Origin of the sequence: Acidovorax sp. MR-S7, assembly GCF_000400995.2 — a bacterium.
GTDB lineage: Bacteria > Pseudomonadota > Gammaproteobacteria > Burkholderiales > Burkholderiaceae_C > MR-S7.
The window spans coordinates 1-21,168 of record NZ_DF238931.1; the positions used below are offsets into that span (position 1 = coordinate 1).

Genomic DNA, 21,168 nt, shown 5'->3' on the forward strand with positions numbered 1-21,168 from the left:
ACGGTGGCCTGGCTGGCCAGGGCCACGTTCAGCGAGGACTGGCCGGTGGCGGGGTTGAACACCGGCTGGGTGCGTTCGGTGTCGGCCACGAGCTGGCCGTCTATCAGGTGGCCGACGGTGGTGGGTTCTTCGTGTGTCATGGTTATGAATAAAAAGTGGCTCCAGCGCTTATGCAGTAAGCGCAGAAAGCTATGAAAAGAGGAGCTTGTAGGGTGCTACAGCACCTTGCCCGGGTTCATCACGCCTTGCGGGTCGAGCGCCTGCTTGATGCGGCGCATCACGTCCAGCTCGGCAGGCGTCTTGTAGAGCGCCAGCTCGTGGCGCTTGAGCTGGCCGATGCCGTGCTCCGCGCTGATGCTGCCGCGCATCGCGACCACCACGTCGTGCAGCAGCGTGTTGACCGCATCGGTCTCGCGCTGCCACGCCGCAGGGGCGACGCCCCGCGGGGCGCTGACGTTGAAGTGCAGGTTGCCGTCGCCCAGGTGCCCGTAGACGATGGGCCGGACTCCGGGAAACGCCTGTTGCAGCCGCGGCAGCATCTGTTCCACGAAGGCGGGGATGCGCGAGATCGGCAGCGAGATGTCGTGCTTGATGTTGCCGCCGTCCATCTGCTGGGCGTGCGTGATGTTCTCGCGCAGCATCCACAGGGCCTGCCCCTGGGCCAGGTTGCCGGCCAGGACCACGTCCTGCAGACAGCCGTCTTCCAGGCAGGCCATCAGGGCAGTCTGCATGGCCTCGTGCAGCGCCTCGTCGCTGCCGCCGTCGGAGGCTTCCATAAGCACGTACCAGGGGCAGGCGCCTTCCAGCAGGGGAGGGGTGTCGGGGAAGTAGTGGCGCACCAGGTCTACCGCCGCGCCGGAGATCACCTCGAATGCGGTGATGCGCTCGCCCAGCCGGCCGCGCATGGCGCCCAGCAACTGCACGGCCTGGGCGATGGAGGACACGCCCGCGAAGGCGACGGCTTCGGCGCCGGGTGCGGGGAACAGCTTGACCGTGGCCGCCGTGATGATGCCCAGCGTGCCTTCGGCGCCGATGAACAGCTGCTTGAGGTCGTAGCCGGTGTTGTCCTTGCGCAGTCCGCGCAGCAGGTCCAGGCGCTCGCCGTCCGGCAGCACCACCTCGAGGCCCAGCACCAGGTCGCGCATGTTGCCGTAGCGCAGCACCTGTACGCCGCCGGCGTTTGTGGCGATGTTGCCGCCGATCTGGCAGGAGCCCTCGGCACCCAGCGACAGGGGGAAGAGCCGCCCCGCCGCGGCGGCCTGCTCCTGCAGGGTCTGCAGTATGCAGCCGGCCTCCACGGTGGCGGTGTTGTTCTCGGGGTCAAGCTCCAGGATGCGGTTGAGCCGCCCGAGCTGCAGCACGGCCTGCCGCCCGCCGGCCGTGGGCACCGACGCGCCGCACATGCCGGTGTTGCCGCCCTGCGGCACCAGTGCCACGTCGGTGCGCGCGGCCAGCCGCACGATGGCCTGCACTTCGCCGGTGTCGGCAGGGCGCAGCACGGCCAGTGCCGGGCCCTCGAACTTGTTGCGCCAGTCGCGGGTGTAGGCGGACAGGTCGTCGCCGCAGTCGGCCGACAGGACGTGGGCCTCCCCGATCAGCGCGCGCGCCTCGGCCAGCCAGGCTTGGGAGTCGAAGGACATGGGGCGCTCCTCAATAGCTTCCGGCGGTCGCCAGCCGGGTGGCGGCCGGAGCCTGGCCGCGAAAGCGTGCGGCGGCTGCGTCCAGGCCGTCGCGCAGCAGGATCGTGTCCAGCGCCACCGCGACGAACTGCGCGCCCAGCGCTAGGCATTCGCGCGCGCGCGGCTCGTCCACCATCAGGATGCCCGGCGCCTTGCCGCAGGCGCGGATGCGGCGGATGGCGTCGTCGATGATGCCGTTGACGGCGGGGTGGCGCGCCTGACCCGGGTAGCCCAGGCTGGCCGACAGGTCCGCCGGGCCGATGAAGATGCCGTCGATCCCGTCGACGGCCGCGATGGCCTCGATCTGCTCCAGCGCCTCGGCAGTCTCCACCTGCACCAGCAGGCACAGCTCGTCGGCGGCGCGGGCCACGTAATCGGCCGTGCGGCCGAAGTTGGCGGCGCGGGTGGAGCCGCCCATGCCGCGGATGCCCTGCGGCGCGTATCGGATGGCGCGCACGGCGGCCTGCGCCTCCTCGGCGTTCTGCACGAAGGGCAGCAGCAGCGTCTGCGCGCCGATGTCCAGGTAGCGCTTGATGAGCACCGGGTCGTTCCATGCCGGCCGTACGACCGCGTGCGTGGGCGAGCCGCCGGGCCGGGGCTGCGCGGCGGCCACGGCCTGCAGCTGGTGCAGCATCAGCGGCACGTCGGTCGGCGTGTGCTCGGTGTCCAGCAGCACCCAGTCGTAGCCCGCGCCGCCGATGAGCTCGCAGACGAAGGGCGAGGGGATGGTGGACCATATCCCGATCTGGGCGTGGCCCGCGCGCAGGGCATGCTTGAAGTGGTTCGTGGGCAGCATGCTCATTGGACCTGGATGTTTCCCTTTTTCACCACGTCGGACCAGCGTGCCACTTCGGCGGCGATGAAGCTGGCGGCCTGCGCCGGCGTGCCGGGCGTGGTCTCGTTGCTCATCGCGGCCAGCCGGGCGACCACCTCGGGTTCGGCCAGGATGGCCTGGCATGCCTGGTTGAGCTTTTGCACGATGTCCGCCGGCATGCCCGCCGGGCCGGCCAGGCTGGTCCATGAATAGTTGATGACGCTGGCCTGCCCGGCCTCGGGCATGGTGGGCACGTTGGGCAGCGCGGCCAGCCGCTTGTCGCCGGTGACGGCCAGCGCGCGCAGCTTGCCGGCCTGCGCGAAGGTGATGGCCGACGTCGCAGGCACGAACAGCAGGTCCGCCTGCCCGCCGATCACGTCCGTCATCGCGGGCACGTCACCCTTGTAGGGCACGTTGTTGAAGGTGATGCCGGCTGCCTGCTTGAATAGCTCGGTGGTCATGTGGCTCGACGAGCCGATGCCCGTCAGCGCCATGTTGACGGAGTCGGGTTTGGCCTTGGCCAGGGCCACCACGTCCGCCACCGTGTTCGCCTTCAGCGTGGGCGAGGCCAGCAGCAGCATGGGTACGCGGCCCAGCATGGCGATGTGGGTGAAGTCCTTGCGGGTGTCGTACTTGACGTTCGGATTGACGAGCTGGTTGATGGCATGCGTGCCGGGGCCGCCGACTACCAGCGTGTACCCGTCGGGCTTGGCGCGGGCCACGGCGTCGGACGCCAGCGAGCCGTTGACGCCCGGCTTGTTCTCCACCACCACCGGCTGCCCCAGCCGCTGGGACAGGCGCTCGCCGATCAGGCGGCCCACCACGTCCGTCTGCCCGCCGGGCGGGAAGGGGATGACCAGCGTGATGGGCTTGCTGGGATAGGCCGTCTGTGCGGGGGCGGCCAGCGGGGCCAGCGCCACGGCCAGCAGGCCGGCCAGGGCAGTACGTCGCAGGGATCGGTGCATGGATGGTCTCCTGTGGATGATTGCGCAATCATTCCGTGGCTGGAGCACTCCATCCATCGGGAAGTACACCAAGGGAAAATCTGATGCAGATGATACAGATCGCCGCTATCATGACAACGCAATCATCTACCATCAATCCGGCCGGCCGCCATGACGCAACGCGCTCCCCGCAGCTTCTCCGCTCCCACGCTGAAAGACCTGGCCCGCTTGGCGGGCGTGTCGCCCATCACGGCCTCGCGCGCGCTGCACCGGCCCGAGTTGGTGGCCGAGGCCACGCGCGCGCGGGTGGCGCAGGCGGTGGAGCAGTCGGGGTACGTGCCCAACTCGCTGGCGGGCGGCCTCACGTCGCGCCAGACCCGGCTGGTGGCGGCCATCGTGCCGTCCGTGGGGCATTCGCTGTTCTCGGACATGCTGGACGCGCTCATCACCACGCTGGCGCAAGAGCGCTATGAAACGACGCTCGGCATCTCCAGCTACGACCCGGAGCATGAGGAAACCTGGCTGGCGGCCATGCTCGGCCGCAGGCCCGAGGGCGTGGTGCTGACGGGCACCGAGCACACGGCGCGCACGCGGCGCCTGCTGCTCAACGCCGACATTCCCGTGGTCGAGCTATGGGACTACACGCCCCACCCGCTGGACGTGGCCATCGGCTTTTCGCACGAGGACGCGGGCCGGGCCGCGTTCCGCCATCTCGCAGCCTGCGGCTATCGGAGCCCCGCCGTCTTGCGGGCCGACGACAGCCGCGCCCATCGGCGCGCGCAGGGCTTCATGCGCGCCGCCGCCGAGGCAGGGGCCTCCGAGCCGGCGCAGATCGTCTTTTCCGAGCGCAGTCCCCAGGCTGGCCGCGGGCGCGAGGCGCTCAACGCGCTGCGCGCCCAGGCCCCGGAGGCAGATGCGGTGTTCTGCAGCTCGGATGCCCTGGCCCAGGGCGTGCTGGCCCATGCACACGCGCTAGGGCTGCAGGTGCCGCGGTTCGGCGTGCTGGGTTTCGGCGACCAGGCCCTGGCCGCCGACACCATTCCCGCGCTCTCGACCGTGCGGGTGGACGGCGCCTGCATCGGCCGCCTGGGCGCGCAGGCGCTGGTGACGCGCATGCGCGGCGCAGGCGTCACGCCCGCCGCGCAGGAGGTCGGCTTCGAGGTCGTGGCCCGGGCCAGCACGCGCACGCCCGCACAGGCCGAGGCCGGGCGCTGAAACGAAAAAGCCCTCCGCAGAGGGCTTGTCGGCATGGCTGGGGGATGCTCAGCCGTGGCGCTTGCCGGGGTTCTTCTTGCTGCGCGTGGCCGTGCCGCGCTCCAGGCTCACGCGCTGGCCGCGGCCATGCGTGGCCAGGGGCATGCCAGGCAGGGGCGTGGGACGGGGGCTGCGCTTGCGGTCGGCTTCGGTGACGATTTTGTTGCCCATGGTGGCTCCTGAGAATGAACGGATTGGTTGAAAAACCCGATATTAGGCCATAGCTGCGCACGGGCCTGCCCGCGGCAGGCCTTGGCTGTCAGCCAAGGCCGCGTACGCCTGTCAGCCGGGAGCCATTGACGGGGCGGCGCCATGGCACCAAGAATCAGAGCTGTCGCGAAAGGAAGGTTGGCGCCGTGAAACATCTGCTCAACGCCCTGGAGGCCAGCCTGGCCGCGTCTCCCGTGGGCGTGGCCGTGGAGCTTCCCGATGGCGTGCGCCTGGGCGACGCCAACGCCGACCTGCGCCTGCGCCTGCGGGACCGCATGGCGGTCGTTGCCCTGGCCATGGGCGAGATCGGCAGCGTGGGGGCGGCCATCGTCGAAGGCCGCGTGGCGCTGGAGGGCAGCATGCGCCAGCTCATGGCGGCTGCGGCGGCGCTGCTCAAGAGCGATCCGGCGCAGGGCGAGCATGCGGGCTGGTGGCAGCGCGTGCTGCTGCGGGCGCGCTCCATGGCGGCGCACACGCTGGCCCACGACGCGCGCAACATCGAATTCCACTACGACCTCTCGGACGACTTCTACGCTCTCTGGCTCGATCCGCGGCGGGTCTACTCGTGCGCCTACTACCGCAGCCCCGGCATGATGCTGGCGCAGGCGCAGGAAGCCAAGCTCGACCACATCTGCCGCAAGCTCATGCTGCGGCCCGGCGAGCGTTTCCTGGACATCGGCGCCGGCTGGGGCGGCCTGCTGCTGTGGGCTGCCGAGCACTACGGCGTGGATGCCACGGACATCACGCTGTCGCGCAACCAGCATGCGCACGTGCAGCGGCTCATCGAGGAGCGCGGCCTGCAGGGCCGCGTGCGCATGCTGCTGCTGGACTACCGTGCGCTGCAGGTGGAGCAGCCGTTCGACAAGGTCGCCTCCGTGGGCATGTTCGAGCACGTGGGCCGCGCGCAGATGGAGCGCTATTTCGCCACCGTGCGCGGACTGCTGCGCCCCGGCGGACTGGTGCTGAACCATGGCATCACCGCCGGCGGCCTGGACAACGCGGGTCTGGGCGCGGGCCTGGGCGAATTCATCGAGCGCTACATCTTTCCCGGCGGCGAACTGCTGCACGTGAGCGTGGCGCTGCACGACATGGCCCGCGCGGAGCTGGAGATGGTGGACACCGAGAACCTGCGGCCGCACTATGCGCGCACGCTCTGGGCCTGGTCCGACGGGCTGGAGACCCGCCTGGAGGAAGCGCGCCGCGTCCTCGTCGCGCAGCACGGCGCCGACCGCGGCGAAAAGGCCCTGAGGGCCTACCGGCTGTACCTTGCGGGCTGCGCCCTGGCATTCGAGCGCGGATGGGTGGCGCTGCACCAGATACTGGCGACGCGCCCGGACGACCGCATGGACGCTGCCGGGCCCATGAAGGGCGCGCGTTCGGACTATCCTTTCAACCGCGCGTACATGTACGGCGATGCCGCCGCGACCGCGGCCCCTTGACCTCTCTTGCTGGAACCCGGATGCTTTTCAAATTCAAATCCCGCTCCACTGCCGATCTCATCATGCTGGAGCCCAACGGCCGGCAACTGCTGGAAATCATCGGCAAATCGCCCGACCCGCATGGCATCGTGACGGCGGCGCAGATCCCGGCCGCCATCCAGGCGCTGCAGGACGCCATCGCCGCCGAAGAAGCGGCCCAGCAGGCGCACGCCGACGAGGGCGACGAAGCGGACGAGGGCGGGCAGGAGCCCCGCTCGGACGCCGTGCGCCTGCGCCAGCGCGCAACGCCCTTCATCGACATGCTGCGCCGCAGCGCTGCCGAAGGCCACGACGTGGTCTGGTAGCGGTCAGTCGACCTTCGCGCCGGAGGCCTTGACCACCTGTGCCCACTTGCGGTGCTCGCTGTCGATCAGGGCCGTGAACTCGGCGGGCGTGTTGCCGCCGGGAATGGCGCCCTGGGCGACCAGGCGTTCCTTGACCGCGGGCGTGGCCAGCGCCTTGGCCACTTCCTGCTGAATGCGCTGGACGATCTCGGGCGGAGTGCCCGCGGGGGCGAGCAGGCCGAACCAGGAACTGGCCTCGAACCCCTTGAGCTCGGGGCCGCCGGCTTCCTCGACGGTGGGCACGTCGGGCAGTGCGTCCGAGCGGCGCGCGCTGGTCACCGCCAGCGCCTTGAGCTTGCCGGCCTTGATGTGTGCCATGGACGAGGGCAGGTTGTCGAACATCACGTCCATGTTGCCGCCCACCATGTCGAGCAGCGCCGGTGCAGAGCCGCGGTAGGGCATGTGCAGCATGTAGGTGCCGGTCATGGTCTTGAACAGCTCGCCTGCCAGGTGGATCGAGGTGCCGTTGCCGCTGGAGGCCATGTTCAGCTTGCCGGGGTTGGCCTTGGCGTAGCGGATGAAGTCCTGCACGTTGTGGATGCCCAGCGCCTTCGCCTTCTCTGCGTTCATCTCCATCACGTTGGGCACGGCGGCCACCAGCGTGATGGGCACGAAGTCCTTGATCGGGTCGTAGGGCAGCTTGGCGTACAGCGCGCGGTTGATGCCGTGCGTGCCCACCGTGCCCATGAGCAGCGTGTAGCCGTCGCCCGGCGACTTGGCGACCAGCTCCGCACCGATGTTGCCGCCCGCGCCGCCCCGGTTGTCCACCACGAACTGCTGGCCGAAGGCCTTGCCCAGGTCCGGCGCGATGGCGCGTGCCACGATGTCGGTGGTGCCGCCGGCGGCGAAGGGCACGACGATGCGCACGGGCTTGGTCGGCCAGGCAGCGGTCTGCGCCTGGGCGGCACCCAGGCCCAGCGCCAGCGCGGCCCCCAGGAGCAGCGCGTGGCGGCGTGGAGCGAACGAGTTCATTGAGGTTCCCCGGTGATGTTGAAAGAACCCCGGTTGTAGGCTGGTGATGGCTGTTGCCGGCAGCAGGATTACCCGTAGCCGCTGTGATGCGCGTGACAATGAAAAACGCCCGGCGCGGGCCGGGCGTCATGCGCAGGCGCGGGCCAGTGGGAATCAGTCCGCGTAGGCCTCGGCAGCCTTGATGACCTTGCCCCAGGAGGCGATCTCGGCCTGCACGAACTTCTTGTGCTCGGCGGGCTCGACGCGCTTGTCGGCCACGACCACGGCGCCCAGGCCTTGCTGCTTCTTGACGAATTCGGGGTCTTTCACCGCGACCTTGAGGGCCTCGTTGAGCTTGGCCAGCACGGCTTGCGGCGTGCCCTTGGGCGCGTACATGCCGTGCCACACGGTCACGTTGAAGCCCTTGAGGCCCGATTCGTCCAGCGTGGGCAGGTGCTTGAGCGCGGGCGTGTCCAGGCGCTTGAGCGTGGTCACGGCGAAGCCCTTGACCTTCTTGGCCTCGATCTGCGTGGACGTGTTGGTCGTCTGGTCGCACATCAGGTCGATCTGGTTGCCCATCAGGTCGGCGATGGCGGGGGCCGCGCCCTTGTAGGGCACGGGCGTCATTTCGGACTTGAGGGCGCTCTGGAACATCAGGCCGCACAGGTGGCCGGCGGAGCCCTGGCCCGAATGGCCCAGGTTCACGCTGCGGCCCTGCTTGGCGATCCAGGCGCTGAGTTCGGCCCAGTTGTTGGCCTCCAGCGTGGGGCGCGAGATGATGGTCATGGGCACGTCGTTGACGATGCCTAGGTATTCGAAGTCGTTCAGCACGTCGAACGACAGCTTGCGGTAGAGCGACGGGATGGTGGCCATGCCGATGTGCGTGACCAGCAGCGTGTAGCCGTCGGCGGGGGCGCGCGCCACCTTGGCGGTGCCGATGGTGCTGCCCGCGCCGCCCACGTTGTCGATCACGATGGTGGCGCCGTCCAGCGGCTTGCGCATGGCTTCGGCCAGGTCGCGCGCCACGCGGTCGGTGGGGCCGCCTGCGGCGAAGGGCACGACGATGGTGATGCTCTTCTTGCCGGGGAAATCCTGGGCGGCTGCGCCAAAGGCCAGGGCGGCGGCCGTGGCGGCCAGCGTGAGCTTGAACAGGGTTTTCATGTAGATCCTCTGGGTTGGAAACAAAAAGGAGGCGATGGTATCGGCCCCTCGGCGGCAGGGCAATGTGGTAATCACCCGCTCCGCAGCAGAAGGATGCGCTGGCGCAAGGAGAACGGGCTGCGCTCAGCGGTAGCTGCGCGCGTCCTCGATCACCTTGCCGTCGTTGGGTAGGGTGCCGGGAGGCACCATCTGCACGTCGCCGCGCAGCTTGGTGGCCTCGCGCAGGCTGTCGGCGATCTGCTGGGCGAGGCCCGCGGCGGTCTCCAGCGTCTCCACCTGCAGCACCATCTGGTCGTTGGCCATCTCGCCGCTGACGACCAGGCGCGCGCGCAGCACCTGCGGGAAGCGCTTGGCCACGGCGGCCACCTGGCCCGGGTGCACGAACATGCCGCGCACCTTGGTGGTCTGGTCGGCCCGGCCCATCCAGCCCTTGATGCGCGTGTTGGTGCGACCGGTAGGGCAGGGACCGGGCAGCACGGCCGACAGGTCGCCGGTGCCGAAGCGGATCAGCGGGTAGTCGGGGTTGAGCGTGGTCACCACCAGCTCGCCGACCTCGCCCTCGGGCACGGGGTCGCCGGTGCCGGGGCGCACGATCTCCACGATCACGTCCTCGCCCAGCACCAGGCCCTGGCGGGCGCTGGTCTCGTAGGCGATCAGCCCCAGGTCGGCCGTGGCATAGCACTGGTAGCCGGCCACGCCGCGCTCGGCGAACCAGTCGCGCAGCGACGGGGGAAAGGCCTCGCCCGACACCAGCGCCTTGGTCACGCTGGGCAGCGGCACGCCCATCTCGGCCGCCTTGTCCAGGATGATCTTCAGGAAGCTCGGCGTGCCGATGTAGCCCGCGGGCCGCAGCTCGGCCATGGCCTGCACCTGCTGCTCGGTCTGGCCGGTGCCGCCCGCGAACACGGTGCAGCCCAGTGCATGGGCGCCTGTTTCCATCATGGAGCCGGCGGGCACGAAGTGGTAGGAAAAGCAGTTGTGGATCAGCTCGCCCGGGCGGAAGCCCGCGGCGTGCATGGCGCGGGCCATGCGCCAGTAGTCGCGGCGCGTGCCCTCGGGCTCGTAGATGGTGCCGGGGCTGGCGAAGACGCGCGGCATGTCCGGGCCGAAGGCCAGCGCGCTGAAGCCGCCGAAGGCGTCTTGCGCGCGCTGGGCCTGCTGGCGCTCCAGCAGCTCGTACTTGCGCGTCACCGGCAGGCGGGCCAGCGCGGTGCGGCTGGTGACGGACGCGGCGTCCACGCCCGCCAGCAGCGTGGCGAAGGCGGGCGACGCCTGCTGCGCATGGGCCACCTGGCGCGGTAGCGCGGCCATCAGTGCCGCTTCGCGCTCCGCGGGGGAGCGGGTTTCCAGGGCGTCGTAGAACGTGCTCATGGGGGTATTCCGGTTTGAGGCGAAATAAGCCTCCAGCGCAGACTGGTTAAGCGCTGGCAGCTATGAAAACGGGAGTGTCAGGCGAGCCAGCGCTTGCGGCGCTTGTAGCTCTTGACGTCCTTGAAGCTCTTGCGCTCGCCGCCACCCACGCCCAGGTAGAACTCCTTGACGTCCTCGTTGTTGGCCAGCTCCTGCGCGGGGCCGTCCATCACGATGCGGCCGCTTTCCATGATGTAGCCGTAGTCGGCGTACTTCAGCGCCATGTTGGTGTTCTGCTCGGCCAGCAGGAAGGTGGTGCCTTCCTTGGCGTTGAGGTCCTTCACGATGTTGAACACCTCCTCCACGATCTGCGGCGCCAGGCCCATGGAGGGCTCGTCCAGCAGCACGATGGAGGGGTTGCACATGATGGCGCGGCCGATGGCGCACATCTGCTGCTCGCCCCCCGAGGTGTAGGCGGCCTGCGAGGTGCGGCGCGTCTTCAGGCGCGGGAAGTAGGTGTAGACCTTTTCGAGGTTGGCGGCGATCTCGCCGCGGTCGCTGCGGGTGTAGGCGCCCGTCAGCAGGTTCTCCTCGATGCTCAGGTGGGCGAAGCAGTGGCGGCCTTCCATGACCTGCACCACGCCGCGCTTGACGAGATCGGCGGGCGAGAGGTTCTCGATGCGCTCGCCGCGCAGCTCGATGCTGCCCTTGGTGACCTCGCCGCGCTCGCCCTTGAGCAGGTTGGAGATGGCGCGCAGCGTGGTGGTCTTGCCCGCGCCGTTGCCGCCCAGCAGCGCGACGATGCCTTTTTCGGGCAGCTGCAGCGACACGCCCTTGAGCACGAGGATCACGTGGTTGTAGATGACCTCGATGCCGTTGACCTGCAGAACGATGTTTGTGGAGTCCATAGCGTTGCTCTCGTCGTACCAATCGGCAGGGCTGCGAAGCGCAGCCCTCTCGGCTGGCGGCTGCTTGAGCAGCCGTTGAAACCAGCACCCCCCGCACCAGCGGACGCCGTGGAGGGGGCTTTGCCCGGCCACCGGCGTCGTCCCCCTTCCCGGCGCAGCCGAGAAAAGGGGGAAGGCGCGCAGCGCCTCAGGGGGATGAGCTCAAGACTGGCAGTCAGCCGCGTCGCGGCGGCTCATCTTCTTGTCGGCCAGGTACTTGTCCGCGCCGCTCTTGACCATCGGCTTGAGGATCTGCTCGTCGGCCTGGTACCAGTCGGACGAGAAGTTCCACTTCTTGCCGTCCCAGGAGTGCACGCGCGCCCAGGTCGAGCCCATGTGGTCGTTGCAGCTCGTGGACAGCGGGCGCATCAGGTCCTTGAAGCCCAGCGCGTCGAGCTTCTTCTGGTCCAGGGCCAGGTTCTCCATGCCCCAGCGCACCTGCTCGCCGGTCATGACCTTGCCCTTGCCGAAGCGCTCCTGTGCGCGGCGCACGGCCTCCACGGCCAGCATCTGGATGATCACGCCGCGCGTGTAGAGCACGGAGCCGACTTCGTCCTTGGGCCCGGTGCCCTGGCCCTTCTCGTGCACGTGCTTGAGGATGTCCTGGATGACCTTGGACTGCGTGCCATAGCCGTTGAGCGCCAGTGCGTGGTAGCCCTTGGCGCCGTCGCCCACGTCGCGCACGTCGGGTTCGGCACCGGCCCACCACACGCCGTACATCTTGTCGCGCGGGAAGCCCGTGGCCTGGGCTTCCTTGAGGGCGGTGGAGTTCATCACGCCCCAGCCCCACAGCAGCACGTAGTCGGGACGGCTCTGGCGCACCTGCAGCCAGGTGGCCTTCTGCTCCACGCCGGGCGCCGTCACGGGCAGCATCTGCAGGTCGAAGCCGTGCATCTTGGCGCGCTCCTGCAGCAGCGGGATGGGTTCCTTGCCGAACGGGCTGTCGTGGTAGACCAGCGCGATCTTCTTGCCCTTGAGCTTGTCCAGGCCGCCGGCGTTCTTGCCGATGTGCTGGATCAGGATGTCGGCGCCGGTCCAGTAGCTGCCCATGTAGGGGAAGTTCCACTTGAACGCCATGCCGTCCTGCGCGACAGACAGGCCGTAGCCCAGCGTCATCAGCGGGATCTTGTCCACGGGCGCCTTCTCGGTCAGCGCGAAGGTGATGCCGGTGGCCTGGGGGTCGAACAGGGACACGCCCGGACGGCTCTTGAGGCGCTCGTAGCACTCCACGCCGCGGTCGGTGGCGTAGCCCGTCTCGCATTCCTCGAACGTGAGCTTCACGCCGTTGACGCCGCCGTCGCGCGCGTTGATGAGCTTGATGTAGTCCTGCTTGCCGTTGGCCCATGGCACGCCGTTGGGCGCGTAGGGGCCGGTGCGGTAAGACAGCAGCGGGAAGAACTGCTCCTTGGCCTGCGCGAAGGCGCTGGTGGTCACCGCCGAGGCGCCTGCGGCCACCATGGCGGCTGCGATCATGACTTTCGATAGCTTCATGGTTGTCTCCTTGTGAATGAGTGGTGGTTGAAGCACGGGGAAAACGGACACGGGATCAGTGCGGGAAGGGCCACACGCGCAGCTTCTGCTTGGCGGTGGACCAGAGCTTGGCCAGGCCGTGCGGCTCGACGATCAGGAACCAGACGATGAGCGCGCCGAAGATCATCAGCTCGGCGTGCGACACGCCGGCCGTGGAGATCTCCAGGCCGAACATGCCCAGCAGGGCCGGGAGGAACTGGTTGAGGAAGATGGGCAGCACCACGATGAAGGCTGCGCCGAAGAACGCGCCCATGATGGAGCCCAGCCCGCCGATGATGACCATGAACAGCAGGCGGAACGACACCTCCACCGAGAAGGCCGCCGGCTCCCACGAGCCCAGGTGCACGAAGGCCCACAGTGCGCCGGCCATGCCCACGATGAAGGAACTCACGGCGAAGGCCGAGAGCTTGGCGTACATCGGGCGGATGCCGATCACGCTGGCGGCCACGTCCATGTCGCGGATGGCCATCCACTCGCGGCCGATCGCGCCGCGCACCAGGTTCTTGGCCAGCAGCGCCACGACCACGAGCAGGGCCAGGCAGAACAGGTACTTGCTCATCGCGCTCTCGATGGGCATGCCCAGCACCTGCAGGTGGCTCACCGACACCGAGCCCGAGTCGGAATCGTTCGTGAACCACTTGATGCGCAGGAACATCCAGTCGCTGAAGAACTGCGCGGCCAGCGTGGCCACGGCCAGGTACAGGCCCTTGACGCGCAGGCTCGGCAGGCCGAACAGGATGCCGAAGAAGGTGGCGCACAGGCCGCCCAGGATCAGCGCCGGGATCAGCGGCATGCCCGGGAAGCGCACGAAGAAGTTGAACGCACCGTAGGCGCCCACGGCCATGAACGCGCCCGAGCCCAGCGATATCTGCCCGCAGTAGCCCACGAGAATGTTCACGCCCAGCGCGGCCATCGACATGATGACCAGCGGGATCAGGATGGCGCGGTAGAAATAGTCGCTGGCCAGCATGGGCACGAGCACGAAGGCTGCGGCCAGGAACGCGAGGATGACGATGCGGTCCTGCGCGATGGGGAAGATCTGCTGGTCGGCGCGGTAGCTCGTCTTGAACTGGCCGTTTTCTCTGTAGAACATGGTCAGTCCCTCCCTTACACGCGGTCAATGATTTTTTCGCCGAACAGCCCCTGCGGGCGGAACAGCAGGAACACGAGGGCCAGCACGTAGGCGAACCAGATCTCGATGCCGCCGCCCACGAACGGGCCCAGGTACACCTCGGAGAGCTTCTCGCCCACGCCGATGATCAGGCCGCCGATGATGGCGCCGGGCACGGAGGTGAGCCCGCCCAGGATCACCACCGGCAGCGCGCGCAGCGCCACGGTGGTCAGCGAGAACTGCACGCCGAGCTTGGAGCCCCAGATCATCCCGGCCACCAGGGCCACCACGCCGGCCACGCACCAGACGATGACCCAGATGCGGTTGAGCGGGATGCCGATGGACTGGGCGGCCTGGTGGTCGTCGGCCACGGCGCGCAGCGCGCGGCCCGTGGTGGTCTTCTGGAAGAACAGCGTCAGCAGCAGCACCAGCGCGGCGGCGATCACGGCGGCGATCACGTCTTCCTTGTTCACCAGCACGCCGCCCTCGAACACCGATTCGAGCAGGAACATCGGGTCCTTGGGCATGCCCACGTCGATCTTGTAGATGTCGCTGCCGAACAGCGTCTGGCCCAGGCCTTCCAGGAAGTAGGTGATGCCCAGCGTGGCCATCAGCAGCGTCGCGCCTTCCTGGTTCACGAGGTGGCGCAGCGCCAGCCGCTCGATGAACCAGGCCACCGCGAACATGATGGCGCCGGCGATCAGGAAGGCCGCCAGGTTGGCCACGATCATGTTGTCGAGGCCGGTCCACTTCGGAATCCATTCCGCAAAGCGCGCCATCGCCAGGGCGGCGAACAGCACCATGGCCCCCTGCGCGAAGTTGAACACGCCCGAGGCCTTGTAGATCAGCACGAAGCCGAGCGCGACCAGTGCGTACAGCATGCCGGCCATCAGGCCGCCAATCAGGGTTTCGAGAAAGAATGCCATTGCCTGTCTCCGCTGTCAGTGGCTCGTGCCCAGGTAGGCGCGGATCACGTCTTCGTTGTTGCGCACTTCATCGGGCGCGCCGTCGCCGATCTTCTTGCCGTAGTCCAGCACCACCACGCGGTCGCTGATGTCCATCACCACGCCCATGTCGTGCTCGATGAGCACGATGGTGGTGCCGAACTCGTCGTTCACGTCGAGGATGAAGCGGCACATGTCCTGCTTTTCCTCGACGTTCATGCCGGCCATGGGTTCGTCCAGCAGCAGCACCTGCGGCTCCATGGCCAGGGCCCGGCCCAGGTCCACGCGCTTTTGCAGGCCGTAGGGCAACTGGCCCACGGGAGTCTTGCGGTGCGCCTGGATCTCGAGGAAGTCGATGATGTGCTCGACGAACTCGCGGTGGCGGATTTCTTCCTTCTCCGCCGGGCCGATGCGCAGCGCCTGCATCAGGATGTTGCTTTTGATCTTGAGGTTGCGCCCGGTCATGATGTTGTCGATCACGCTCATGCCCTTGAACAGCGCCAGGTTCTGGAACGTGCGGGCCACGCCCATCTCGGCCACCTGGCGGCTGTTCATGTGGTCGAAAGTCTTGCCGCGGAAGGTGATCGATCCTTCCGAAGGCGTGTAGACGCCGTTGATGCAGTTGAGCATGGAGCTCTTGCCTGCGCCGTTGGGGCCGATGATGGAGCGGATCTCGTGCTCGCGCACGTTGAACGAGATGTCCGTGAGCGCCTTCACGCCACCGAAGCGCAGGCTGATGTTCTTGACGTCGAGGATGACGTCGCCGATCTTCTTGCTGGTCATGGATGTGCTTGCCTCGGTTTGCGTGTCAGGCGGCGGCGGGGTGGGTCTTGGCATCGGTGATCTTCAGCGTGGCGCTCACGCTGCCTTTGCGCCCGTCCTCGAACTTCACCTGGGTCTCGATGAACTGCTCCGCCTTGCCCTCGTACAGCGCATCCACCAGCACGCCGTACTTGTCGGCGATGAAGTTGCGGCGCACCTTGCGCGTGCGGGTCAGCTCGTCGTCGTCCGGGTCCAGCTCCTTGTGCAGCACCAGGAAGCGCGCCACCTGGGTGTCGGCCATGCCGGGCTCGGTGGCCAGGTCGGCGTTGACCTGGCCGATGCACTCGGCCACCAGCGCGATCACCTGGGGCTTGGAGGCCAGGTCCACGTAGCCGCCGTAGGGGATGCCCTGGCGCTCGGCCCAGTTGCCCACGGCCTCGTAGTCGATGTTGATGAACGCGCAGACAGTCTCGCGCTGGTTGCCGAAGCACACGGCTTCCTTGATGTGCGGGAAGAACTTGAGCTTGTTCTCGATGTAGTTGGGCGCGAACATGGCGCCCGTGCGCATCTTGCCCACGTCCTTGGCGCGGTCGATGATGCGCAGCTGGCCGTTGGCATCGATCACGCCGGCGTCGCCGGTGTGGAAGTAGCCCTGCTCGTCGATGACCTCGGCCGTGGCGTCGGGGCGCTTGTAGTACTCCTTGAGCACCGACACGCCCTTGACCAGCACCTCGCCGCTGTCGGCGATCTTCAGCTCGATGCCCGGCGCCGCCTGGCCCACGCTCGACAGCTCCACCTGCCTGTCGCGCTGGATGCACACGTAGGCGCAGGTCTCGGTCTGGCCGTAGAGCTGCTTGAGGTTGATGCCGATGGAGCGGAAGAAGCGGAACAGGTCGGGCCCGATGGCCGCGCCCGCGGTGTAGGCCACGCGGATGCGCGACAGGCCCATCACGTTGCGCAGCGGGCCGTAGATGGCCAGGTCCGCCAGCTTGTACTTGAAGCGGTCCAGCGCGCCGACCGGCTTGCCGTCCAGGATGTCCGAGCCCACGCGGCGCGCCAGCTGCATGCACTTCTCGTAGAGCCAGCGCTTGGGCGCCGCGGCGTCTTCCATGCGGATGGAGACGGAGGTCAGCATGCCCTCGAAGATGCGCGGCGGCGCGAAGTAGTAGGTGGGGCCGATCTCGCGCAGGTCGATGGACACCGTGCTGGCCGACTCGGGGCAGTTGATGGTGAAGCCCGCCACGATCCACTGCGCCAGCGAGAACAGGTGGTCGCCCACCCAGGCCGGCGGCAGGTAGGAGATCACGTTGTCCTGTGGGCCCAGGCGGTCCACTTCCACCCCGCCCTGCGCGGACGCCACGAAGGCCGCGTGCGTCTGGCACACGCCCTTGGGCTGGCCGGTGGTGCCGGAGGTGTAGAGGATCACGGAGACGTCGCCGGGCTCGATCTGCTCCACCAGCGCATCCCAGGCGCCCGGGTGGGCCTTGTCCCATTCGGCGCCCTTAGCCACGAGCTCGGCCGTGCTGATGAGGCCCGGCTGGTCGTAGTTGCGCAGGCCGCGCGGGTCGTCGTAGATGATGGTGCGGATGCTGGGCACGGTCTCGCGCACCTCCAGCAGCTTGTCCACCTGTTCCTGGTTCTCGGCGAAGGCGAAGGCGATCTCTGCGTCCTTCATCACGAAGGTCATCTCCGCGGCCACGGCGTCCTGGTACAGCGGAATGGGCACGCCACCCACGCTCTGCACGGCCAGGAAGCCCATGTACAGGTGCGGACGGTTGTCGCTGATCAGCGCCAGGTTCTGGCCCTTGGCGAAACCCAGCGACAGCAGGCCGCAGGCCATGTGGCGCACTTCCGTGGCGGCGGCCTTCCAGCTCCAGGTCTGCCAGATGCCGAATTCTTTCTCGCGCAGGGCCGTCGCCTCGGGGCGCTGGGCGGCGTGCTGCAGCAGCAGGTGGGGGAACGTGGTCTTCATTCCGGTTCCTAACGGGTTCTGTGGATGGCGGCGACAGGAGGCGTGGACGCCCTTCGCTGCCAGACTGCAACCAATGGTAGGAATGACTTTGACGCCAATTTGTCTTCGTGACGACAATTTGCGGGTTATTCCTCGGAGGGGGAACCCGGAAGTGCTTTGGGGCGCGGGTCGCAAAGCTCTCAAGCCCGCCAGCGCTGGGATGGTGTATTGCCTCATGGGCTGCGGGCGAGGGTCGCTGATAATTTGCGATTTTTGGGGGCGAGGCAGCTCCAGCAGACTTTTCATGGCTTCCAAACGCATTCTTGTCAGTGGCGGGGCTGGTTTTCTGGGGGCGCATTTGTGTGAGCGGTTGCTGGATTCCGGTCACTGCGTAGTGTGTCTGGACTCCCTTGTGACGGGATCGCGCGCCAATGTGCAGCCGTTCTTGACGCATCCGAACTTTGCCTTGGTGGTTCACGACATCACGCAGCCTCTGCCAGCGGGAATGGTGATCGATGAAATCTACAACCTGGCTTGTCCGGCGTCTCCCCCACACTACCAAGCCGATCCGGTGCATACCGTCAAGACCTGTGTATACGGGGCCATCCATCTGCTGGAGTTGGCCCAGCAGTGCGGCGCGCGCATTCTGCAGGCATCGACCAGCGAGGTATATGGAGATCCTGAAGTGAGTCCCCAGGCCGAAGAGTACTGGGGACACGTGAACCCCGTGGGGCTGAGGGCCTGTTACGACGAAGGCAAACGTTGCGCTGAAACCCTGTTTTTCGATTTCCACCGCCGCCATGGCGTGGAGATCAGGGTGGCGCGGATCTTCAATACCTACGGCCCTCGCATGCAAGCGGACGATGGGCGCGTGGTCAGCAATTTCATTGTGCAGGCCCTGCGCGGCGAGCCGATCACCGTTTATGGGGATGGCTTGCAAACCCGATCCTTTTGCTATGTGGATGACCTGATCGAGGGGTTGGTTGCGCTGATGGCGGGCCCTTCCTCTGTGACCGGGCCAGTCAACTTGGGGAACCCAGCCGAGATCACCATCCGGGAGCTGGCTGACCGTGTGCTGATGCTGACGGGGGCCTCGGTGACCGTGGATTTTCGGCCCCTGCCTCAAGATGACCCTCGTCAGCGGAGGCCGGACATTGCGCGGGCCAGGGAACTGCTGGGTTGGGCGCCTTCCGTCCCCTTGTCTGTCGGACTAGAAAAAACCGTAGCCTATTTTCGCCAGCATTTGCTGGCTGCGTAAATCCGTGGGCGGCGTCTGCCGCCCCCAGAGGGAGGGTCCATGAAAGTTGCTGTCATCACACCGTATTACCAGGAGTCGGAGACTGTATTGCGCCGAGGCATGGACAGCGTGCAACGGCAGACCCATGGCGATTTTGTCCACTACATGGTGGCTGACGGCCACCCCCGGCCCGAAGTACTGGCCGGCTACGAGCGTGTGGTGGCCGTGAACCTGCCTTCCGCGCATGCGGACTATGGCTGTACCCCACGAGGCGTGGGGGCCCTGCTTGCCATGAACGAAGGGGCGGACGTGGTGTGCTTTCTCGATGCGGACAACCTGTTCGAGCCAGAGCATCTCGAAAGCCTGGTATCCACCTACCGTGCCGCCAGCGCCCAAGGTCAGGTTCTCCATGCCGTCTTCGCCTCGCGGTACCTTTTTCTGCCGGGCCATGAACATGTGCGCCTGGTCAGTGATGAAGACACGAAGCGCACTCACGTCGATACCAGCTGCATCTCTCTGCACCGCTCGGCGGCGTTCATGTGGCCGCAGTGGGGCCTGATTCCCAAGGCCGCGACACCGATATGTGACCGGGTGATGTTCGACTTGATGCGCGCGCATGGCCTGCGGGTTGCATGGACAGACCGCTTCACGGTGCTGTACGAGTCCAATTGGCGCCCGCACTACATCCAGGCGGGGCTTCCATTGCCGGCCAATGAAAAGTTGCATGACGGCACCTTGGATCAGGTGCAGCTCCCGCCCGAAGAGGCGCTGGCTCGGCTGCGAATCCGCGTTGCTCCGCGTGTTTGAGCGCTGAAATTATCTCCGGGGGGCTTGGCCATTCCGGGGCAAAAGGGTGGGGCGGTATCCTCGCTGCCATGTACGCCCCGTTCTTCGGACTCGAACATCCGCCGTTCTCCATCGCCCCCGATCCGCGCTACCTCTTCATGAGCGAGCGCCACCGCGAGGCGCTGGCGCACCTGCTCTACGGCCTGGATGCGGGCGGCGGCTTCGTGCTGCTCACGGGCGAGATCGGCACGGGCAAGACCACCGTGTGCCGCTGCTTCCTGGAGCAGATCCCGCCGCACTGCAACGTGGCCTACATCTTCAACCCCAAGCTCACCGTGCCCGAGCTGCTGCGCTCCATCTGCGAGGAGTTCGGCGTGGCGCACGCGCCTTCCGTGGATGGCGCGGAGACGGTGAAGGACTGCATCGACCCGCTCAACGCCTTCCTGCTCGCGCAGCACGCCGCGGGGCGCAACAACGTGCTCATCATCGACGAGGCGCAGAACCTCGCGCCCGACGTGCTGGAGCAGCTGCGCCTGCTCACCAACCTGGAAACCAGCGAGCGCAAGCTGCTGCAGATCATCCTGATCGGCCAGCCCGAACTGCGCGCCATGGTGGCCAGCCCCGCGCTGGAGCAGCTCGCGCAGCGCGTGATCGCGCGCTACCACCTGGGCACGCTCACGGCCGAGGAAACCCGGCACTACATCGCCCACCGCCTGGCGGTGGCGGGCTGGCAGGGCCCGCCGCCCTTCGCGCGCCGCGCGCTGGAGCGCGTCCACGCATTGAGCGGCGGCGTGCCCCGGCGCATCAACCTGCTGTGCGACCGCGCGCTGCTGGGTGCCTACGCCGCGAACGTGCGCGAGGTCAGCGACGCCATGGTGCGCCAGGCCGCGAGCGAGGTGTTCGACGCCGCGCCGGCGGCACCGGCCACGCGCGGGCGCGCCGCCGCGGCATGGGCCGCCGCCGGGGCGCTGGCGGGCGCAGCCATCGTCGCCGGGCTGGGCTGGGCGCTGTACCAGCGGCCGCCGGCCGCCGCCACCGCTGCTGCGCCGTCGCCAGCCTCCGCGCCCATATCGCCCGCATCGCCCGGCGCAGAGGCCACGGCGCCACTGCCCGCCTTCCTGGCGCGCCAGCCTGCGGACGACGCGGCGGCCTGGCAGGCCCTGGCGCAGGCCTGGCAGGCGCAGGTGCCCGCGGGCGCGCAGCCCTGCGCCGCGCTGCCGGCCGACGGGCTGCGCTGCTACCGCAACCGCCGCGCCAGCCTGAGCCTGCTGCGCCAGATCGACCGTCCCGTGCTGCTCACGCTGCAGGCCTCCGAGGGCGACCGCCTCGTGGCCGTGCTGCTGCAACGCCTGGAAGGCGAGAGCGCCACGCTGCAGGGCGCCCAGGGCGAGGCGCTGCAGGTGCCGCTGGCCCAGCTCGCGCCGCTGTGGCGCGGGGAGATCGCCACGCTGTGGAAGATGCCGCCGGAGCTGCCCGAAGTCGGCGACACCGCTGCCGGGGGCGCATGGATCGACCAGCAGCTGGCCCGCGCCGGCGTGGCGCCCGCTGGCACGGCGCCCGCTCGCACGGCGCCCGCCGCGACACGGCGCGCGCGCATCCTGCAGTTCCAGCTGGCCCAGGGCCTCACGCCCGACGGTAAGGCCGGCCCCTTGACCCTGATGTTGCTCAACCGCGCCGCCGGCGTGCAGGAACCGCGCCTGCACGCGGGCGGCTGA

19 protein-coding genes are annotated in these 21,168 nt (G+C 68.0%); 6 read left to right on the forward strand and 13 right to left on the reverse strand.

Annotated features, from left to right (window positions below; all coding sequences use genetic code 11):
• Nucleotides 1–215: 215 nt before the first annotated feature.
• From AVS7_RS13035 to AVS7_RS13045, 3 genes are read right to left on the reverse strand one after another with little or no spacing between them, the layout of a single operon-like run.
• The gene (locus tag AVS7_RS13035; protein ID WP_020228843.1) at nt 216–1,640 is read right to left on the reverse strand and encodes an FAD-binding oxidoreductase; all 1,425 of its coding nucleotides are present in this window, start codon (nt 1,638–1,640) and stop codon (nt 216–218) included.
• 10 nt (nt 1,641–1,650) lie between these two features.
• Nucleotides 1,651–2,481 carry an HpcH/HpaI aldolase/citrate lyase family protein gene (locus tag AVS7_RS13040; RefSeq protein WP_020228844.1) on the reverse strand — a complete coding sequence of 277 codons (831 nt, stop codon included), beginning with the start codon at nt 2,479–2,481 and terminating at the stop codon, nt 1,651–1,653.
• On the reverse strand, nt 2,478–3,458 hold the full coding sequence (locus tag AVS7_RS13045) for a tripartite tricarboxylate transporter substrate binding protein (RefSeq protein WP_020228845.1): 981 nt from the start codon (nt 3,456–3,458) through the stop codon (nt 2,478–2,480). The genes AVS7_RS13040 and AVS7_RS13045 overlap by 4 nt, the downstream gene beginning before the upstream one ends.
• A gap of 150 nt (nt 3,459–3,608) precedes the next feature.
• Here AVS7_RS13045 and AVS7_RS13050 point away from each other — a divergent pair, with 150 nt between their 5' ends.
• A complete protein-coding gene (locus AVS7_RS13050; protein WP_020228846.1) occupies nt 3,609–4,652 on the forward strand; it encodes a LacI family DNA-binding transcriptional regulator in 1,044 nt (347 codons plus the stop codon).
• 48 nt (nt 4,653–4,700) lie between these two features.
• On the opposite strand, the gene AVS7_RS24905 is transcribed toward AVS7_RS13050, so the two are convergent.
• A complete protein-coding gene (locus AVS7_RS24905; RefSeq protein ID WP_020228847.1) occupies nt 4,701–4,862 on the reverse strand; it encodes a hypothetical protein in 162 nt (53 codons plus the stop codon).
• Between the two features lie 185 nt (nt 4,863–5,047).
• On the opposite strand from AVS7_RS24905, the gene AVS7_RS13055 reads away from it, so the two are divergent.
• Nucleotides 5,048–6,340: a class I SAM-dependent methyltransferase gene (locus AVS7_RS13055; RefSeq protein ID WP_020228848.1), complete on the forward strand. Its 1,293-nt coding sequence runs from the start codon at nt 5,048–5,050 to the stop codon at nt 6,338–6,340.
• 20 nt (nt 6,341–6,360) lie between these two features.
• Nucleotides 6,361–6,684, forward strand: a complete 324-nt coding sequence (locus AVS7_RS13060) for a DUF1840 domain-containing protein (RefSeq protein ID WP_020228849.1) — start codon at nt 6,361–6,363, stop codon at nt 6,682–6,684.
• Between the two features lie 3 nt (nt 6,685–6,687).
• Here AVS7_RS13060 and AVS7_RS13065 read toward each other — a convergent pair whose 3' ends face one another.
• The 9 genes from AVS7_RS13065 to AVS7_RS13105 form a co-directional block, all read right to left on the reverse strand.
• Nucleotides 6,688–7,695, reverse strand: a complete 1,008-nt coding sequence (locus tag AVS7_RS13065; RefSeq protein WP_020228850.1) for a tripartite tricarboxylate transporter substrate binding protein — start codon at nt 7,693–7,695, stop codon at nt 6,688–6,690.
• Nucleotides 7,696–7,848: 153 nt separating this feature from the next.
• Complete coding sequence (locus AVS7_RS13070) at nt 7,849–8,835, reverse strand: tripartite tricarboxylate transporter substrate-binding protein (protein WP_020228851.1); 987 nt, start codon at nt 8,833–8,835, stop codon at nt 7,849–7,851.
• Between the two features lie 123 nt (nt 8,836–8,958).
• Nucleotides 8,959–10,206, reverse strand: coding sequence for a phenylacetate--CoA ligase family protein (locus AVS7_RS13075; RefSeq protein WP_020228852.1), 1,248 nt, complete (start codon nt 10,204–10,206; stop codon nt 8,959–8,961).
• A gap of 77 nt (nt 10,207–10,283) precedes the next feature.
• Nucleotides 10,284–11,093, reverse strand: coding sequence for an ABC transporter ATP-binding protein (locus AVS7_RS13080; RefSeq protein ID WP_020228853.1), 810 nt, complete (start codon nt 11,091–11,093; stop codon nt 10,284–10,286).
• Nucleotides 11,094–11,294: 201 nt separating this feature from the next.
• A complete protein-coding gene (locus tag AVS7_RS13085; RefSeq protein ID WP_024001528.1) occupies nt 11,295–12,623 on the reverse strand; it encodes an ABC transporter substrate-binding protein in 1,329 nt (442 codons plus the stop codon).
• 55 nt (nt 12,624–12,678) lie between these two features.
• Nucleotides 12,679–13,755, reverse strand: coding sequence for a branched-chain amino acid ABC transporter permease (locus tag AVS7_RS13090; RefSeq protein ID WP_020228855.1), 1,077 nt, complete (start codon nt 13,753–13,755; stop codon nt 12,679–12,681).
• A 14-nt stretch (nt 13,756–13,769) separates the two neighbouring features.
• The gene (locus AVS7_RS13095) at nt 13,770–14,699 is read right to left on the reverse strand and encodes a branched-chain amino acid ABC transporter permease (protein ID WP_020228856.1); all 930 of its coding nucleotides are present in this window, start codon (nt 14,697–14,699) and stop codon (nt 13,770–13,772) included.
• 15 nt (nt 14,700–14,714) lie between these two features.
• Nucleotides 14,715–15,500 carry an ABC transporter ATP-binding protein gene (locus tag AVS7_RS13100; RefSeq protein WP_020228857.1) on the reverse strand — a complete coding sequence of 262 codons (786 nt, stop codon included), beginning with the start codon at nt 15,498–15,500 and terminating at the stop codon, nt 14,715–14,717.
• A 25-nt stretch (nt 15,501–15,525) separates the two neighbouring features.
• Complete coding sequence (locus tag AVS7_RS13105) at nt 15,526–17,451, reverse strand: long-chain fatty acid--CoA ligase (protein WP_020228858.1); 1,926 nt, start codon at nt 17,449–17,451, stop codon at nt 15,526–15,528.
• A gap of 283 nt (nt 17,452–17,734) precedes the next feature.
• On the opposite strand from AVS7_RS13105, the gene AVS7_RS13110 reads away from it, so the two are divergent.
• The 3 genes from AVS7_RS13110 to AVS7_RS13120 all read left to right on the forward strand — a co-directional run bounded on the left by AVS7_RS13110 (nt 17,735) and on the right by AVS7_RS13120 (nt 21,168).
• Nucleotides 17,735–18,688: a UDP-glucuronic acid decarboxylase family protein gene (locus AVS7_RS13110; protein ID WP_020228859.1), complete on the forward strand. Its 954-nt coding sequence runs from the start codon at nt 17,735–17,737 to the stop codon at nt 18,686–18,688.
• 39 nt (nt 18,689–18,727) lie between these two features.
• Nucleotides 18,728–19,474 carry a glycosyltransferase family A protein gene (locus AVS7_RS13115; protein WP_024001529.1) on the forward strand — a complete coding sequence of 249 codons (747 nt, stop codon included), beginning with the start codon at nt 18,728–18,730 and terminating at the stop codon, nt 19,472–19,474.
• 68 nt (nt 19,475–19,542) lie between these two features.
• Nucleotides 19,543–21,168, forward strand: coding sequence for an ExeA family protein (locus AVS7_RS13120; protein WP_020228861.1), 1,626 nt, complete (start codon nt 19,543–19,545; stop codon nt 21,166–21,168).